The sequence below is a fragment of the Mesorhizobium sp. WSM4830 genome, assembly GCF_055811495.1.
The window spans coordinates 417,876-434,088 of record NZ_JBVVQI010000001.1 but is presented as its reverse complement, the minus strand read 5'-3'; the positions used below and the strand labels follow the sequence as shown (position 1 = coordinate 434,088).

At 59.9% G+C, this 16,213-nt stretch carries 19 protein-coding genes; 3 read left to right on the top strand and 16 right to left on the bottom strand.

What is annotated here, in order from left to right:
* Positions 1-11 precede the first annotated feature (11 nt).
* Together AC0L2Y_RS02200 and AC0L2Y_RS02195 are read left to right on the top strand one after the other, a co-directional pair.
* Positions 12-1,529 (top strand): mechanosensitive ion channel family protein, encoded by a 1,518-nt coding sequence (locus tag AC0L2Y_RS02200; protein WP_473553473.1) that lies wholly within the window; start codon positions 12-14, stop codon positions 1,527-1,529.
* A gap of 26 nt (positions 1,530-1,555) precedes the next feature.
* Entirely contained in the window at positions 1,556-2,467 is a 912-nt protein-coding gene (locus AC0L2Y_RS02195; RefSeq protein WP_473553472.1) for a pirin family protein, read from the top strand.
* A 66-nt stretch (positions 2,468-2,533) separates the two neighbouring features.
* Here the strand turns inward: AC0L2Y_RS02195 and AC0L2Y_RS02190 are convergent, their stop codons facing one another.
* From AC0L2Y_RS02190 to AC0L2Y_RS02150, 9 genes are all read right to left on the bottom strand, one after another.
* Complete coding sequence (locus AC0L2Y_RS02190; protein WP_473553471.1) at positions 2,534-2,965, bottom strand: DUF1810 domain-containing protein; 432 nt, start codon at positions 2,963-2,965, stop codon at positions 2,534-2,536.
* Between the two features lie 41 nt (positions 2,966-3,006).
* Positions 3,007-3,288 (bottom strand): GNAT family N-acetyltransferase, encoded by a 282-nt coding sequence (locus tag AC0L2Y_RS02185; RefSeq protein ID WP_473553469.1) that lies wholly within the window; start codon positions 3,286-3,288, stop codon positions 3,007-3,009.
* A gap of 54 nt (positions 3,289-3,342) precedes the next feature.
* Positions 3,343-4,077, bottom strand: a complete 735-nt coding sequence (locus AC0L2Y_RS02180) for a sensor histidine kinase (RefSeq protein WP_473553468.1) — start codon at positions 4,075-4,077, stop codon at positions 3,343-3,345.
* 128 nt (positions 4,078-4,205) lie between these two features.
* The gene (locus AC0L2Y_RS02175; RefSeq protein WP_031211084.1) at positions 4,206-4,643 is read right to left on the bottom strand and encodes a CBS domain-containing protein; all 438 of its coding nucleotides are present in this window, start codon (positions 4,641-4,643) and stop codon (positions 4,206-4,208) included.
* 138 nt (positions 4,644-4,781) lie between these two features.
* Positions 4,782-5,303, bottom strand: a complete 522-nt coding sequence (locus AC0L2Y_RS02170) for a carboxymuconolactone decarboxylase family protein (protein ID WP_473553467.1) — start codon at positions 5,301-5,303, stop codon at positions 4,782-4,784.
* Between the two features lie 266 nt (positions 5,304-5,569).
* Complete coding sequence (locus AC0L2Y_RS02165) at positions 5,570-6,217, bottom strand: HD domain-containing protein (RefSeq protein ID WP_473553465.1); 648 nt, start codon at positions 6,215-6,217, stop codon at positions 5,570-5,572.
* 42 nt (positions 6,218-6,259) lie between these two features.
* Entirely contained in the window at positions 6,260-6,661 is a 402-nt protein-coding gene (locus AC0L2Y_RS02160; protein WP_473553464.1) for a cupin domain-containing protein, read from the bottom strand.
* Positions 6,662-6,710: 49 nt separating this feature from the next.
* Positions 6,711-7,469 (bottom strand): SDR family oxidoreductase, encoded by a 759-nt coding sequence (locus AC0L2Y_RS02155; protein WP_473553463.1) that lies wholly within the window; start codon positions 7,467-7,469, stop codon positions 6,711-6,713.
* A gap of 65 nt (positions 7,470-7,534) precedes the next feature.
* On the bottom strand, positions 7,535-8,326 hold the full coding sequence (locus AC0L2Y_RS02150; protein ID WP_352592496.1) for an alpha/beta fold hydrolase: 792 nt from the start codon (positions 8,324-8,326) through the stop codon (positions 7,535-7,537).
* Between the two features lie 282 nt (positions 8,327-8,608).
* Here AC0L2Y_RS02150 and AC0L2Y_RS02145 point away from each other — a divergent pair, with 282 nt between their 5' ends.
* On the top strand, positions 8,609-8,752 hold the full coding sequence (locus tag AC0L2Y_RS02145) for a DUF680 domain-containing protein (protein WP_473553461.1): 144 nt from the start codon (positions 8,609-8,611) through the stop codon (positions 8,750-8,752).
* A gap of 345 nt (positions 8,753-9,097) precedes the next feature.
* On the opposite strand, the gene AC0L2Y_RS02140 is transcribed toward AC0L2Y_RS02145, so the two are convergent.
* From AC0L2Y_RS02140 to AC0L2Y_RS02110, 7 genes are all read right to left on the bottom strand, one after another.
* Entirely contained in the window at positions 9,098-9,847 is a 750-nt protein-coding gene (locus AC0L2Y_RS02140; RefSeq protein WP_473553460.1) for a glucose 1-dehydrogenase, read from the bottom strand.
* Positions 9,848-9,960: 113 nt separating this feature from the next.
* Positions 9,961-10,323, bottom strand: a complete 363-nt coding sequence (locus AC0L2Y_RS02135; protein ID WP_473553458.1) for a hypothetical protein — start codon at positions 10,321-10,323, stop codon at positions 9,961-9,963.
* 50 nt (positions 10,324-10,373) lie between these two features.
* Positions 10,374-11,354: an alpha/beta fold hydrolase gene (locus AC0L2Y_RS02130; protein ID WP_473553457.1), complete on the bottom strand. Its 981-nt coding sequence runs from the start codon at positions 11,352-11,354 to the stop codon at positions 10,374-10,376.
* Positions 11,355-11,922: 568 nt separating this feature from the next.
* The gene (locus tag AC0L2Y_RS02125; protein WP_473553689.1) at positions 11,923-12,606 is read right to left on the bottom strand and encodes a response regulator transcription factor; all 684 of its coding nucleotides are present in this window, start codon (positions 12,604-12,606) and stop codon (positions 11,923-11,925) included.
* A complete protein-coding gene (locus AC0L2Y_RS02120; protein WP_023716983.1) occupies positions 12,596-12,985 on the bottom strand; it encodes a response regulator in 390 nt (129 codons plus the stop codon). Before AC0L2Y_RS02120 ends, AC0L2Y_RS02125 begins: the two co-directional genes overlap by 11 nt.
* Positions 12,986-12,987: 2 nt before the next feature.
* On the bottom strand, positions 12,988-13,629 hold the full coding sequence (locus AC0L2Y_RS02115; protein WP_473553455.1) for a response regulator transcription factor: 642 nt from the start codon (positions 13,627-13,629) through the stop codon (positions 12,988-12,990).
* Positions 13,626-16,061: an MASE1 domain-containing protein gene (locus tag AC0L2Y_RS02110; RefSeq protein WP_473553688.1), complete on the bottom strand. Its 2,436-nt coding sequence runs from the start codon at positions 16,059-16,061 to the stop codon at positions 13,626-13,628. The genes AC0L2Y_RS02115 and AC0L2Y_RS02110 overlap by 4 nt, the downstream gene beginning before the upstream one ends.
* Between the last annotated feature and the right edge of the window lie 152 nt (positions 16,062-16,213).

Here is a 16,213-nt window from a genome sequence, read left to right as displayed (position 1 = left end):
GGTGATCGTTCATGAACTGGTGGAACTCTCCTCTGGTCTACATCGTGTTGCTCGGCCTCGCCGGGATCGTCGTTTGGACCCTCATCCCCAGACGCTTCGCCAATGCGAAGCTGGTCGTCCAACTCGGCTTTTTCGTCGCGATGTCGGCCATGATTCTCGACCTGCGAGTCGTGCCATACGAGGCCGCAGGGGACAACGATACAACCGGAGGAGCGATCCTCATCGGCTCGGTCAAGCTGCTCTGGTGGGTTCACCTTGCCTGGGCGCTGATCGGATTTGTCCGTATCTATCTCGTCTTTGAGCGAAAGCCGCGCGAGGCACGTCTCCTGCAGGACGTCGTGGTCGGTGTTGTCTACGCTGGAATGTTCCTGTCGATCCTGGCGTTTGTCTTTGCGGTGCCGGTCGGAACGCTCATTGCCACGTCGGGCGTCTTTGCCGTCATCCTTGGACTGGCGCTCCAGAATACGCTTGGTGACGTATTTTCGGGGATCGCGCTTAACCTCGGCCGCCCTTACGTGCTTGGAAACTGGATCATTCTGGGCGACGGAACCGAAGGCCGCGTTGTCGAGACCAATTGGCGGTCGACTCAACTCCTGACCCCGACCCACAATGTCGTCGCGCTGCCAAACAGCCTTCTCGCCAAGATCGGGGTAACAAATTTAAGCGGTCCGGACGAGAGCCATGGACTTGCCGTAACCGTCAAGGTGGCGCCAACGAAGACACCGGCGATCATCGTAGATCTCATGCGCACTGTCTTGCTGAGCTGCAATTCAATCCTCCAAGACCCTTCGCCTTCAGTTACCATCAGAAGCCTGGATGCCGCAGCTATCGAGATCGAGTTGTCGTTTCGCGTCGCAAGTATTGACCAGCGAAGTGCCGCTCGGAACGACATCTTCGATCTCATTTATCGCCATTCAAAGTCGACCGGCATGCTGCTGGCGCAGCCGCTTTCGGCTTCGATTGCTATGACCAACCGGCCGGGCGACGAGACGGCAGCCTCGCAAGGCTTCACCCCGATCGAACTCATCAATTCCATACCGGTATTCTCAGCACTGACGGGTACCGAGCAGGAGTCGCTCGCCAAAGCGGCCTCGGTTCGCACCTACCACAAGGGCGAGATCGTCGCACAACAGGGGGAGATGCTGCCGTCGCTCATGATCGTACGGACGGGAGTCATCGTCCGGCAAATTGGCGAGGACGATGATCGACTGCAGGAGATCGGCCGGCTTGCACCTGGCGATTTCTTCGGCGAGACCGGCTTGCTCGCCGGCATTGGCGAGATGTCGAGTTTGCGGGCAATGACCCCTGTCACGGTTTACGAGATAGACCAGGAAAGCTTTGCGCCGCTGCTGCACGACCGGCCCGAAATGGCCGAAGATCTTGCCGCGATCCTGTCGATGAGGGTGTCGGCTTTTAATGAAAGCGGCATCGCCGGACAGCACCACGCGAGCTCCAAATTCGCGCTCCTCAATGCCATTCAGACGGTCTTTCGCGCCGCTCCGTTCAAGCGCGTTCGAGCACCTGGCTGACAAGGCATGCAGAAGGACAGAGATCCATGACCATCCGCCAAAGCGATATCACAGGCATCGATACACTCGTCCAGCCGGCTATCCGTGATTTTGCGGACGGACTGAAGATAAGGCGTGTATTGCCCTCCTCGAATCGCCTCATGATCGGGCCCTTCATCCTGTTCGACCATTTCGGCCCCGCCATATTCGATGCCGGTCACGGTTTCGATATGGGACCGCATCCGCATATCGGCGTTGCGGCCGTGACCTACCTGATCGATGGCGAGATCGTCCATCGCGACAATTTCGGTAAAGTGCAGACCATCCGTCCTGGCGAGGTCAACTGGATGACGGCCGGGTCGGGCATCGTCCATTCCGAGCGCACGCCACCGGAAGTCCGGGCGTCGGGAAGCAATCTCTTCGGCGCTCAGGCTTGGATCGCCCTCCCCTCCCGCTATGAAGAAATTGCCGCCGACGTCGCACATTTTGGCGCTCCCGAAATACCGAGGATCTGTGCCGACGGCGTCGAGTTTACGTTGATCGCCGGCGCGTCCGACGGGTTGGTCTCGCCGGTAAGGACGTTCTCCGACATGATCTATGCCGAAATTGTGCTCACGAGCGGTGCCCGATACCAGGTGAAACCCGAACACCGTGAGCGTGCGATCTACATCGTCGCCGGTGAGGTTGGAATTGTCGGCCAGCTCGGTAGGTTTCATGAGGCTGAATTGATAGCTCTGGCGCCCGGCGCTGAGATTGTGCTCCAGGCGCCTGCCTTTCATGCGGCGAGACTGATGCTGATAGGAGGCGAGCCCTTTTCCGAGCCACGTCATATCTATTGGAACTTCGTCTCGTCTTCAGCCGAACGGATCGAGCAGGCAAAGGCGGATTGGCGCGAACGCCGCTTCCCCGGCGTGCCGGGAGAGCACGAACTCATGCCTCCGCCAGATGACAGCGTGTAAGGGATAAGGCAGCGGATGGTGACCTCTGCGCCGCGACGGCTTTACGCCGGTGGCGCAGGCAGACCGCTACGACATCAAGTAGAGATCGTTCATCGTTTCCTCATCGAGCAAACCGTCGAACCAGACGTCGAAGATTGTCTCGAGCAGGAACTCGTCGTTGCTTGCTTCGGAAAACAGCGTGAGGGACGCGTGCAACTTCTTCGCATCAACCTCACCGAAGACAGCGCGAGCGCTTAGGCCGGAGAGCCGCTGCAGGGTGCCAACGCATTCCCGATAACGGCCTCCGAGAATCGGAAATGAGAGATAGGCGCTGGCTTCGTCGAGCGATGCGATTGCATATGGCTCAAGCGCAGTACCGCTTCGCCTGGTGGCCAACATTGGAAAGATGAACTCCATGTAGGGAGTGCACATCATTCCTCGACGTAGAATGGCCAGCGCGTCGTCGTAGACCGGATCCTGCGCGCTGACGAACCTCTGCAAATCATACTCGTCAGGCATTTGGATAGATCCCTGAGAAACCCTCAACATTCGTGCCCTGACTAGCCGTCAACGACATCTGCATAGTCCGGGTGCTTGGCGAAAAAGCGGCTCATGAAGGGACATTTCAAGATCGCTTTACGGCCGGTTTTGCGGAGCAGTTCGAAGGTCCCTTGGGCCAATCGCGACGCGATCCCTTGTCCGGAAAATTCCGACGGGACTTCGGTGTGTATCAGCGCGACCTTCCCGCCCTCGAGCCGATAGTAGGCCACCGCAAACATATCGCCGGCGATCGGCAGCTCGAAACGGTGCTGTTGGACGTTTTCAACGACTTGTGCATCCATCTTTATCTCTCGATTGTATGTCACGTCTGTCACCGGAGACAGATTGGCCGGCCGCTATCGCACCGCAGGCAACCGCAGAGTGACGGTCGTGCCTGCCCCAAGCGTGCTCTGAATATCGATGCTTCCGCCTGATTGCTCGGCAAAGCGCTTCACCATAGGCAACCCGACGCCGCCGAGGCCTTCGCTTTTGGTGGTGAAGAACGGATCGAAGGCGCAGACCATCGTCTCGCTGGTCATTCCGATACCGTTGTCCGCGACACGGATATCTACCTGACCGGTGGTAGAGCTTTCAGAGGCCAAGCCGGCATCGATCGAGATCAAACCGCCGTCAGGCATTGCATCGCGCGCGTTGAACAGAAGATTCAGAACCGCATTTTGCAATCCAAAGCGATCGCATCTCACCAAAGGCAGGTCCGGCCCCACCCGAAGCTCAAGATCGAAATTGGCATCCAAGGCGCTCCGCACGAGAGTTTCGATCTCAGCCAGGCAAGCACCTACGTTTGTGTATTCGATTTCCGCGTGGCTCTCTCGGGCCAGGCTGATGGTTTGCCGGACAAGGCCCCCGGCCCGTTCCAAAGCCGTTTTGGCGCCGGCAATTACAGGCCCAAGCGCCGGAGCCGCCTGGATGCTCGGATCGCGGGCCAGATGGTTCAACGCCGACGAGGCGACCTGAATGAGATTGCCCAGGTCATGGACTATGCCGGCCGTCGACATTTGCACGGACATACCACTTCCAGGACCATCGGGCGGGCTGTCGAAGACATCTTCTTTTATGTCCGGACGAAACATTTCATTCCCCCGTCGGCTCAGTCGACGCCTATTTGCTTCAATACTCTATAATTTATGATATTTATTATCCATTATATCTAAGAAGACTTCGATACATACTTCTGTATACCCAAACGCGAGACCATGATCTATTGATAGCCGATCCCGCTGATATAGTTGGCAAGCAGCCGTTCCTGCAGTTCCTCTTGTTTGAAGAGCGCCTTCATCGCATCGCGGATATCGAGGACGCCTAGCGGTTTCGAGTCAGCCCCGAGCACCGGCACATTCTGAAGGCCTTGCGCGGCCATGGTCTGCCAGACTGAATGAAGGTCGTCATCGGGACCACAGGACACGATGGACGTGCTCATCAATGCTGCAATCGGCGCTTCTGTTGGCCCTGAATTCGCCAGATGACGGACGAGGTCGGACTTGCTCAGCACGCCTGCCGCCTCCCCACTGCCGTGGCACACCACGACCAGGCCTATTGCGGGCCTGGAAAGTGAGAGTGCTGCACTGCGGAGTGGAGCGTCGACATCGATCACCATAAGACGGGCCGATATTACTGGATGCAGACTGTCAATGCGCATGACACCCTCCTGAGAGCGCCTCGCGGCCGCGGCCGGGAGGTTGGGATCGGTTCCAGGTTGGTCGCCTAGGTCGGCGCGCCTTCGCCTGGCCGGTCAGAATGGCGCGCTAACAAGCGCCATTCTGACCCATTCCAAAGATTAGCTTAGTGCTGCTTTGCTCAGGCCAAACTTCGCATCGCCTGAGCCCGGGACGGGTTTGAAGCCGATGTTCAGACGGTTCCAAGAGTTGACCGCCATGACGACGAAGGTCAGATCGGAGATTTCCTTCTCGGAGAGCTGCGACCTGACCCGATCGTAGATCTCGTCCGGGACACCCTGCTCGGGCAGCTTGGTCAAGACTTCCGTCCATGCCAAGGCTGCACGCTCGCGAGGAACGAACAAGGTCGAATCCCGCCAGGCTGCCAGATGGTAAAGGCGCAGTTCGCGCTCGCCATGAATCTTTGCCTGTTTGACGTGCATATCAAGGCAGAAGGTGCACCCGTTCAGCTGCGCGGCTCGGACTGCAACAAGGTCGCGGATCGGTTCTTCGATCGACCCCTCTCGCGTCGCACCAAGAAATTCAATAAATTTCTTCAGAAATTCCGGCGACTGCTCCGCGTAACTCGCGCGTTGGGCGACGGCTTTTCCTTTCGGAGCGACCGGTGGCGCTGCAATATTCATTACTTATCTCCTTTAGGTGTTTGCAATCCATTGCAGCCTAAGGATGACCAGTGAGCCAAAATGTTGCTGTCGTGCCGGTGATATGTATTGCCAATCGATTGGTTTGGGGCGCCTAAACCGAAGTATAGGAGGTGGAAATCGGCACCCAGAACGCTGCGCTCGGCAATTCGCTTTGCCGCAGGCATGCGACAGGCGCTCGGCGTTTGGATCATATGAAGGGCTCGGCTGAGCTGGCGTCGATCGAGAGACCTGGATAGAAACTGTGTTCATTCTTCGAAGGGAGCGTTCATCACAAGATCAACTGCCGAAGTCGCCTTGTAGCCTGAAACAAAGCGCTCGCCGAAGTCCCGGGCAAAGTTGTCGTAGGTGGTTTCCGGCCGGACCTCGGCGACATGGCAAAAGCATCGGGTCATCCGTCGCTTCATTTGGAGGCGTGGAAACTCACCGATGATCTTTGCAAACTCGGCTGACGAAACGAGGCTGTATTGCAAGCCGACGACATCGAGGCAGATGCCGGCTGTGCAAAGCGCCACCTCAGCCTCCTTGTAGAGGCCGATCGACGGCGTCGAGTTGAGGGCAACGCTGTCCCAGATCAATTGGGCGCGCCGCTCGTCGAAGCCGCCTTCCCGAACGAAGGTGCGGGCAAGATCGGCGCCTTCCACTTCGAAACGGCGCGGCCCGGCGAAGTCCTCATTGAGCGTGACGTCGTGCAACAGGGTTGCAACGGCAACAACCTCCGCGTCGTGCTGGATATTCTGAATCTGTCCGATCCGGGCCGCGAAAAGCCAGGATCGGACCACGTGGTTGAACAAGTAGGGTTCACATCGCTGGCGGGCATGTTCGATTGCTCGGCCAACAAGCGGTGTATCGGGGACCGAAATCCCCGCAAGTGTGCGGATGGCGATCGAATTCATGTCACTGACCGTCCCTTCGCGTACGCCCCGGGGGCTACGATTTCAGTTCGCGTTCGTCGTCAGTTCCGTCTCGCTGGTGTCGACGACGAAAATAGCAAGCAGGCGAGCGCCTTCCGTCTTGCTGGCGTTTTCGCTGACGGCATGACGGTCGCCCGGGAATTCCGAGAAACTCTCGCCGGCGCGATAAGTCTTCACCGGTCCATCGTTGACCTGGCTTCGGATCGCCCCCTCAAGGACCGTGGCATAGATGAACGCGGATTTGGGATGGGTATGGGCCGGCGACGTACCCCCCGGCGCGTACTCGACGAGCACGGCTTTCATGCTCTTGCCAGGCACGTTTGGGAGAGCCTGGTCGTAGACAAGCTTCACGCTGGCGGCGTCTTTGGCCATTGCCGCGGTGACGGAAGCGGCGGTGAGCGCGGCGCAGAGAAGTATCTTGATCATGTCTGGTCTCCTTGTTGTAATGCGAATGGTGGGCCTATCCGATGATTACTTACTTCGGTGGTGTGTATCGGCTGAGCCAATCATCGAAACGCACGGCGCCGATGCGCGCGTCCTCGCCGGGCACAAGCGTTCGATCGTCGATTGCCACTTGGCCGTAGTAGAGCGCGCCGGGATCCGGGACGACTTTGCGAGGGTCGTTGGTGGCCTTCAGGAAGCGCTCGACAAGTTCGCTCATGCGAACACGCTCCGGACCGGCAATTTCGATCATGCCGTTCAACGGCGCGGCAAGCGCGACGTCCGCCATCGCATCGGCAACATTATCAGCCGCCATGGGTTGGAAGTAGGCCGGCGACATATGAATGGTATCCCCGACGGCGCCCGTGTTTGCGATGGCGGCGGTGAATTCGAAGAACTGAGTGGCGTGAACGATGGTGTAGGGAATTCCGGACTCCCTGATCAGCTTTTCCTGAAGCAACTTGCCGCGGAAATAGCCCATGCCCTGCAGCCGGTCGGTACCGACGACCGACAGTGCCACGTGATGACGGACGCCGGCGGCCGTTTCGGCCGCAAAAAGATTACGCCCGGATGCCTCGAAGAACTCCAGGGCAGCCTTTTCCTCGAACGACGGCGAGTTCGCGAGGTCGACAACAACCTGCGCACCGGCAAGCGCGGCCGCCAGACCCTCTCCCGTAACGGTGTTGACGCCCGAATTCGGCGACGCCGCAAGCACGTCGTGTCCTTTGTTTCGCAGTCTCTCCACGGTCTTTGAACCGATCAGCCCGGTTCCGCCGATGACGACGATCTTCATGTCTAGTCTCCTGGTGTTGCGTGTTTATTTTCGTTGCTCGATCGAATGCTGGCGTTTCCGGCCTGCTACTGACTGACCGATGCAGCAGCATCCTCGATGAGTGACGTGACCTCGTCGGGATGCGAAACCATGAGCGCATGGGACGCACCCTCGATGACGACGGTCTTTACCGCGTGCGCACGCTTGGCCATGAAGCTCATGACGGCTGCCGGGATGTTGCGGTCATCCGAGCCGTAGATCATGTAGGACGGCAGCGTCTTCCATGAGGCGACGCCCGAGGCTTCAGCCAGAGCTGCCTGCGCAACAGGGCGCTGAGTGGCAGCCATCAGCAAAGTCTGCTCTTGCGGAACGTCGGCGGCGAACTGGGCGCGGAACTTGGCCGGCTCGATGAAGAGGTCTTGTCCGCCGTCCGGCAACGCTACTGGAGCAAGCGCGCTCCCCAAGGTGCTGCCGGGAAACATGCTGGACAACGTAAGGCTCGATTCGCCGGTATCCGGCGCGAAACCCGCCACGTAGACCAACGCCTTTACATTGGGATTGCCATTGGCGGCCTCGGTGATGACGGGCCCGCCGTAGGAATGCCCCACCAGCACGACCGGCCCGGAAACCGACCGGACGATGGCTGAGACTGCTTTCGCATCGCTGGCAACGCCGCGGAGCGGATTAGCTGCGGCTATCGCTACATAACCGTCTTTGCTGAGCTTGGTGATGACTGCGTCCCAGCTCGACGATTCCGCGAAGGCGCCGTGCACTAGTACGATCGTCGGCTTGGGCTGAGAATTCGCCGCCTGCGCCATCCCGCCGCCCGACGCGGCAAGCGCCGCTGTGAGCGCCAGGACTCGAGTTATGTTTCGCATTTGCTTTCTCCCGTGTGGCCTGTGGTGACCAATGCTCAGGAGAATGCGCCGACGCGGCCCGCCAACCTATTGTGCGGAAGGGTCTGTCATACAATGCCAAGGTGCAGGGTAGGTCACCAGGGAGATCAGGTGCCCTGCAGCATGATTGAGGTAGCCTTCGGCCCGCATCGCCCAATGCCTTGGTATGGGTCAAACAGCCGGACCGTCTGATCGTGTCGCTGCGTCACGGCATTTATATTTGTATGGGTGAATACCATCCAAGCTATCAATGGAGTTACTGAAATGAAAATGACAGTCCTTGCTGTCGCCGCGCTTGTTATTACAGCAGGAAGCGCCATTGCCGGAAGCGACCACTATGGATCAAACGGAGCCCAGCAGCCTGCGACTGCGTCTGACAACATGTATACATCCTCGACCAAGAAATGAACAACGATATCGGGGCGCCGAAAACCGTACGCAAGCCGACTGTTCCCAACGATGAATATGGCCAGGGCATCTGGGGTCACTGATCCCGACCTACAGAAAATTGAAGGACCGGGGCGAGACCTCGGTCCTTCCGTATCGGCGAGCGGACTTCCCTCTTGCGCGTCGATCCCTGCAATGCGACTTGCCGCTTACGTGGCTCAATTTGCACCACGTCGACGAAACGTCTCGCCTCCGACCTATTTGGCGGGATTCGTGCGGCAGCTTCCCGGAAAATCGTCGTGAGGAAGACCGATTGCTCCGGCGTTATTCGGCAGTCTATTGGCGCGACGACATCGCAGTCATGGCTCAGAGCACTGCCATCCCGCCGTCGACCCGCAGATTGATGCCCGTGACGAAACTGCTCGCGTCCGAGGCAAGGAACAGGGCGGCTTTTGCCAGTTCGTCCGGCTGCCCCATCCGGCCAAGGGGTATTGCCTCCGCCATCGCCTTTTCAAACAGCCCGCGCTGCTCAAACGGTATGCCTAGCTTATCGAGAATAGCCGTATCCACCGGACCTGGGCTGAGCACGTTGACCCGGATGCCGCGAGACTTCAGTTCGATCGCCCAAGCGCGCGCAAAGGCATTTATTGCCGCCTTCGAGCCCGCGTAAACAGCATGACCGTCCAGAACCTTCTCGCTGGCCAGCGAGCCTGTGAGGATGATTGCGCCGCCGTTCCGCATGATCGGAATCAGCTTCTGGACGCCGAAGAAGACGCCTCGCGTGTTGACGGCAAATTGCGCATCATATTCTGCCTGGGAGACGTCGGCCGAGTGCGTGATGGTGTTTATGCCGGCGTTCGCCATATAGATGTCGAGCGTCCCGAACCTCTGGAGGACCTGCTGCGCGACCTCATCATGGTGCGCCACGTCGGCCACATTTCCCTGAATGCCCAGCGCGCCTGCCCCGATCTGTGCGACCGCTTCCTCGACCGCCTGCCGCCGGCGGCCGGTAATGACGACTTGTGCGCCCTCGGCCGCAAAGATTTTTGCAGCCGATAGTCCGATCCCGCTGTTTCCGCCGGTGACCACCGCGATCTTGCCTGATAGTGCGCCCATGTCGTTCCTGCCTTCGAAAAATTGTGCCGGTGCTGCTGCGATAGTCGCAACTGCTGGCCAAGAAAATTTCACGCCGAATTGAGACCGCCAAAATGAGCTGCAATCGCAAACGGCTACCGATTGATAAACTCCCGGCGCTTAGCCAGTTTGATGTCTTCGAGAGCGCTTTGGCCTTCAAGGCAGAACAAGCGCGCGGCGACGACCCCCGACAGCGCGACGTAGTGTCGAACGCCGGCGATCGCCTCCGCGCTGCACAGGCGCAGTTGCCCGAATGGCAGCCGTGGCGCAGCATATGTTTCGCGCCTTTGCCAGCGCTCCAGCTCGATGGCGCAGTGGTTCGGTTCCACAATCCGGGACATGAGCCGGCAGAACCAGCATTCAGGCCACCGCTCGGCTATGCGAGCGCACAAGGTTTGACCTGGCGCGCCACCTGAAATGCGATTCAGGGCGCGCGAAATACTGCCAAAGGTGGTCATCGGCGGCTCCAGGAAATTGCGGAGAACGTGCGGTCGTGACTGAGGGCGTGCTATCCTTTGATGAAGGCGAGCAGGTCAGCATTGACCTGATCCTGGTGCGTGGCCGTGATCCCGTGGGGCGCGCCGGGGTAATAGACGTCCTTTGCGCCTTTGATCAATCGGGCCGACTTGACTGCCGAGTCCTTGACGGGGACGATCTGATCGTCCTCGCCATGCAGGACCAGGGTTGGTACGTCGAACTTCTTAAGGTCCTCGGTAAAATCGGTCTCGGAGAACGCCTTGACGCTTTCGTACGCGTTCACGAGACCCGCCTGCATGCTCCAGAGCCAGAACTGATCCAGAGTCCCTTGGGAAACCTTGGCGCTCGGCCTGTTCGCGCCATAAAACAACGGTGCGAGGTCCCGGTAGTACTGCGAACGATCCTTGACGAGGCCAGCCCTTATGCCGTCGAATACCTCGATCGGCAGACCTTCCGGATTGGCCGGCGTCTTCACCATGATCGGCGGAACAGCGGCGATAAGAACAGCCTTGGCCACCCGCTTCGTCCCGTGCCGTCCGATATAGCGAGCAACCTCGCCTCCTCCGGTGGAATGGCCGACCAGCGTGGCGTCCCGGAGATCCAGCGCCTCGATCACAGCTGCAAGATCGTCGGCATAGCCGTTCATGTCGTTGCCGGACGTGGCCTGGCTCGATCGGCCATGGCCGCGCCGGTCATGCGCAACGACGCGAAAGCCGTTATGCGCAAGATAGAGCATCTGGCCGTCCCAGGCGTCGGAATTCAGCGGCCAGCCGTGCGAGAACGTGACGACAGGACCCTTGCCCCAATCCTTGTAGTAGATTTCGGTGCCGTCCTTGGTCGTGATGGTGCTCATCGTCTTGGTTCCTTTGATTGAGGGCGAAGAGGAAAGGTTTTGTTTTCGGCTCGCAGCCGAAGCAGCGCGGGGCAGTCCGGCGGCAACGGTGGCGATCAGGCCCGCCAACAAGACATCGCGGCGAGATCCGCCGACGGAGAAAAGTCCGTCTTTGTTCATCATGTCCATCCATGTGCTTTGAACATCCTGCTCACCATCACGACCGTCGAGTCGGCCTGCGCGGTCGCGTTCGGGGAGGAGCGAGCGAGGAGCGCTCGAAACCCGACGGTCGTGATGGCTTGCGAGGAACAGGATGCATCGATCCGGGCCGCGAACCTATTCTACGGAAGCATCTGTCATACGATGCCAAGGTGCAGGGCAGGCACGCCGAGGATAGGGCCGGGCTAAGGCAAGCTCTTATAGACACACGTCAATTTAGGCTTGGTAGCGGCGCGGGGACCGACGCGGCATGGCCGGCGTCAGTTGCTGTTGCATGAAATGTTGCGAGTTTGTCGGTCAGGCTGGCGCCGCCGAGGAGCGCCGCTCAATGGTAACCGATGTTGGCGCGGGCCTTGCCGCGAAACACCCAACAGGACCACCGATGTACATCAGATCACCCGCAACAGCACGAGCGTACCAACAGGCAGAAAGGCCTGGGCGCGCTGAGGAAGCAATTTCCCGCAGCCTGAAACAGCCGGGCGCGCCGGGCGATCCTATTGGATGGGCATGGTTCGGCTTGTGCCAAATTCTAGACCTGGCGCATCGGCGCGGGCAGCGTTTCCCACGCCCGGATCAGTTCACCGATAGAAGCGGCCTCCATCTTCCGCATGACATTGCCGCGGTGAAGCTTGACCGTCACTTCACTGATGCCGAGGTCGAAGGCGACCTGCTTGTTGAGGCGCCCGCGCGCCACTTCACGCAGAACCTCGCGCTCGCGCGGCGTCAGCGTCTCGACGCGCTCGATGTTGCGCTTGACGATCACCGCATCCGCCCGCCGCTTGGCGTCCACCGCAATGCCCGCGATCACGGCGTCAAGCAGCGTCTGATCGCGCACCGGCTTGGTGAGAAAGTCCACGGCGCCGGCCTTCATCGCCTGGACAGTCATCGGGATGTCGCCATGCCCGGTCAGGAAGATGATGGGTTTGGGGTTGCCGTTTTTCGCAAGATGGTGCTGCAGATCGAGACCGCTCGTCCCTGGCATGCGCACGTCGAGGATCAAGCAGCCGGGGCTCTCCAACACGTCGGCGTCAAGCAATTCACGGGTCGAGGTAAAGCACACCGGCAGGAAACCCGCCGACAGGATCAATTCAGACAGCGCCTCCCGGACAGAGGCATCATCATCGACAATAATGACCAGCGGCTGCTCGGCTTCAACCCTTCGCTGCTGTGATGACGGCGTCGATCTCCGTAAGGGCAATTGGTCAACTCTCATGTTTAGCCTCCGTTTCTGGGTTGCGTAAAGCGTCGCCGATCGCCGCAAGCAGTGCCTGGCCATCGAATGGCTTGCGAAAAAGCCCGCCAATGCCCTTGGCGCGGTGCTGATCCACTATCTCGTGGCGGCCGGTGATCAGGAACACAGGCAGGTCCGGACGCGCCTTCTTGACCAGGTCACGAAGTTCAAAGCCGTCCATGCCGGGCATCCCGATGTCGGTGATAAGCATGTCCAATCCAGACAGGCCGCTGACCAGCAATGCCCCCGCCGACGAGAAGCTGCGGGCCACATAGCCGGCGGACTCCAGAAGGTCCTCCAGCGACTCGAGCAGTCTTGGGTCATCGTCGACAATCGCCACGACAGGCCTCCGCTTGCTCACGCTCAGCTCCCCCCTGCCCTGCGCGAGTGCGTGATCGGTATTCCCAATCGCTCGGCGATGCGCACGAGGTCGGCGAGCGACGCCGCGACCATCTTCTGCATGACGTTCCTTCTATGAATTTCCAGCGTAACTTCGCTGATCCCCAGTTCAGCGGCCGCCTGCTTGTTGAGCAGGCCGCTGACCACCAGCGGCAGCACCTCACGTTCGCGCGGCGTCAGTTCGAGATAACGTTGCTTCAGCACGCCCAACTCGGCACGCTCCGATCGCTGTGCCCGATCTTGGGCAATCGCTGCATGGATTGCGGCCATGAGGTCTGCATCGCTGAAGGGCTTAGTCAGGAAATCCACGGCGCCGTGCTTGATCGCACGCACGGAGGACGGGATATCGCCGTGTCCTGTCAGGAAAACGATCGGCGGATGATCGCCCTCGGCAATCTGCCGCTGCAGATCGAGGCCGTTAATATCCGGCAACTCGATATCGAGGATGAGGCAGGCAGGGACGTCCGGCTTGTCAGCGCGGATATAATCGCCCGCCGATCCGAACACTACGGCACGCATGCCGTGTGCGGCCAGCAGCTCACTGAGCGCCTCCCGGATGCGTTCATCGTCATCTACGATGAAGACAATTTGGCCGTCCGTCATCATGACGCCGCTTTCGCCTCAATCGGCAACGTGAACATAAACGTCGCTCCACGTGGTTCGTTCTTCTCGACCCATAAACGCCCGCTGTGCGACTCGATGATCGAACGGCAGATCGCCAGTCCCATGCCCATCCCTTGCTCTTTCGTGGTAAAGAACGGTTCGAATATCCGGTCGGGAAAATCGACGCCCCGGCCGCGATCGCTGACTTCGGTCTGGACAACATCCCCGATATGGCGCACGCGGATTTTGATAACTCCGTCGTCCGCACCAGAGTCCATCGCCTCCATGCCGTTGCGGATGAGATTGACCAGAACCTGCTGGATTTGGACGCGATCGAACGCGACTAGCGGAATGTCGCTTCCGACATCAACGCTGATGCGAACGCCCCGCCGCATCGCTTCCTCGGCCACGAGGTCGCGTGCCTCTGCGATGACACTGCTGAGCGTCGCGTTGGTCCTCGTCTCGGTGGATTGCTTGAACAGCGCGCGGATGCGGCCGACGACGTCCGCCGCCGAATTGGCGTCCCGGATAATGCGCTCGGCGGTAATCTTCGCGCGTTCGACGTTCGGAGGGACGGCGCCCAGCCAACGGTGGCATGCATGGGAATTGGCGACGATCGCGGCCAGCGGCTGATTCACCTCGTGCGCGATCGAAGCGGAAAGCTCGGCGAGACTTGCAGCCTGAGTGGCTTGCGCGAGTTTGTCGGAGGCTTGTCGCAGCGCTTCCTGCGCGCGCACCTCTTCGTCGATGTCGAGGGAAACCCCGTACCATTGCACAACCGCCCCGTCTTCATCACGCCGCGGCTCGACCCTGCACTCCGCCCAGCGATAGCCATCTGTTTCGCGCCAGCGAAACCGCATCGCGGAACCGCCGCCTGTTTCGAAACAGGTCAGCAACGTGCGCAGCACCTCGGGAGCATCTTCGGGATGAACCAGTTCTTGCAGCAATTCCTCGATGCGCGGCTCTCCGAGCGTTTCGAAATTGGCGATCACGGAGCGGAAATGGTCCTGGTATCGCTTGTTGAAGTAGACCGGCCCGCCAGTCGGCACCGCGCTCCAGATGCGGACCGGCACCGCGTCGATCATCTGCTGAAGCTGCAATTCGCTCCGCCGCAGGGCTTCTTCGGCTTGCATCTGATCGTCTATGTCGTGACAGAGGCCGTACCACTGGACGATGCGGCCAGTCTGATCGCGCATCGGCTCCGCCCGGCTCGACATCCAGTGATAGACGCAATCGGCGCGGCGCAAGCGATACCTCATGGAGAAGCGCTCACCGGTGGCGAGGCAGTGACTGAGCGCATCGCCGAATGCTGCTGTGTCGTCCGGATGGACGGTGGCCGCTATCATCGCCGCCAGCCGGCTGATGCCCTGTTTGTCCAAATCCGTTACGTCAAGGCCGAGAAAGTCGACCATTCGCTTGTTGAAAAAGGTCGGCTCGCCGTCCGGCGTCAGGCGCCAAACGTGGCTCGGAACCATGTCGACAAGCTGCGAGAGCTCCCGCTCCCGGTCGCGCAATGCCTCCAGGCTTTCGCGCAAAGTGAGCACCGCCGCCTGATGCTGCCGGGATATGGCGGCCACGACGAGCGCCGAAAATGCCGAGATGGCCAGGAAAAGCTGCAGCATGATCTGGTTGTGCTTCTGGGACTCGGGATCGCCGGCAAATTGGCTGGCGCCGGATATCGTGAATACCGCCGTGATCAGAGCGAGGACGGTCAATGCTACGGCGGCGCCTCTGAACTCAAAGCGCACTGCGGCCCAAAGAAGAGGCGGCATGATGATGTAGGCGAAGGGCAGATAGCTGCTCAAGGAAAGGGCGGCGATACCAAGAAAAATCAGCCCCAGGACGCAAGCTTCCATCCACCGCGCTGCCGAGAGCTGCGCCTTACCGCGCCAGTTCTGGAACACGACCAGCGCCAGTGGTGCTACGATCAGGACTCCCGTCGCGTCTCCGATCCACCACAGCGGCCAAGCCGTCGCAAAGGTTTGCGATTGTATGCCAAACCACGCAAGCGCCGCACTCCCCACCGTCGCGCTTGCGACTGGCGCAATTCCAGCGGCCAGTACGATGAAAGCAAGAACGTCCCGCAACGTTTCCAGCCGAACTGGGCGCTTGCAGGTCTGGTTCACAAGCCATGCGCCGGCCACCGCTTCAAGAGCGTTGCCGGCAAAGATCAGGAAGGCCGGGGGCAGCGGAGTGTGGAACCACAACAAGTTGCCGAACAGTTCGGCCAGACAGGCCCCCAGCACCCACCACGGCCAGCTATACCTGGAGGCGAAGACAAGCGTAGCGATGAACAGCCCGCTCGGAGGCCAAATGGAAATCCCGGTTCCAGATATGATTGCGAGCGACTGGGCGAATCCGCAGCCCAGGACATAGGCCGTAATAAAAAGCCCCAGGTGCAAGAGTTGGGGACGGTGCGACCAGACGCGCGACAACCTGCCTCTTTCAAGATCGCTGATCATGTTGCCGTCAATCAGGCCCGATTCAATCGTCGCGAAAGGTCGGCCACTTCCCGGTCCGGATCGGTCCAAGTCATGCGTTAACGCGAGCGTTGCGTTGGAATCGGTCTCGCCAAGTGAGTTGGGCG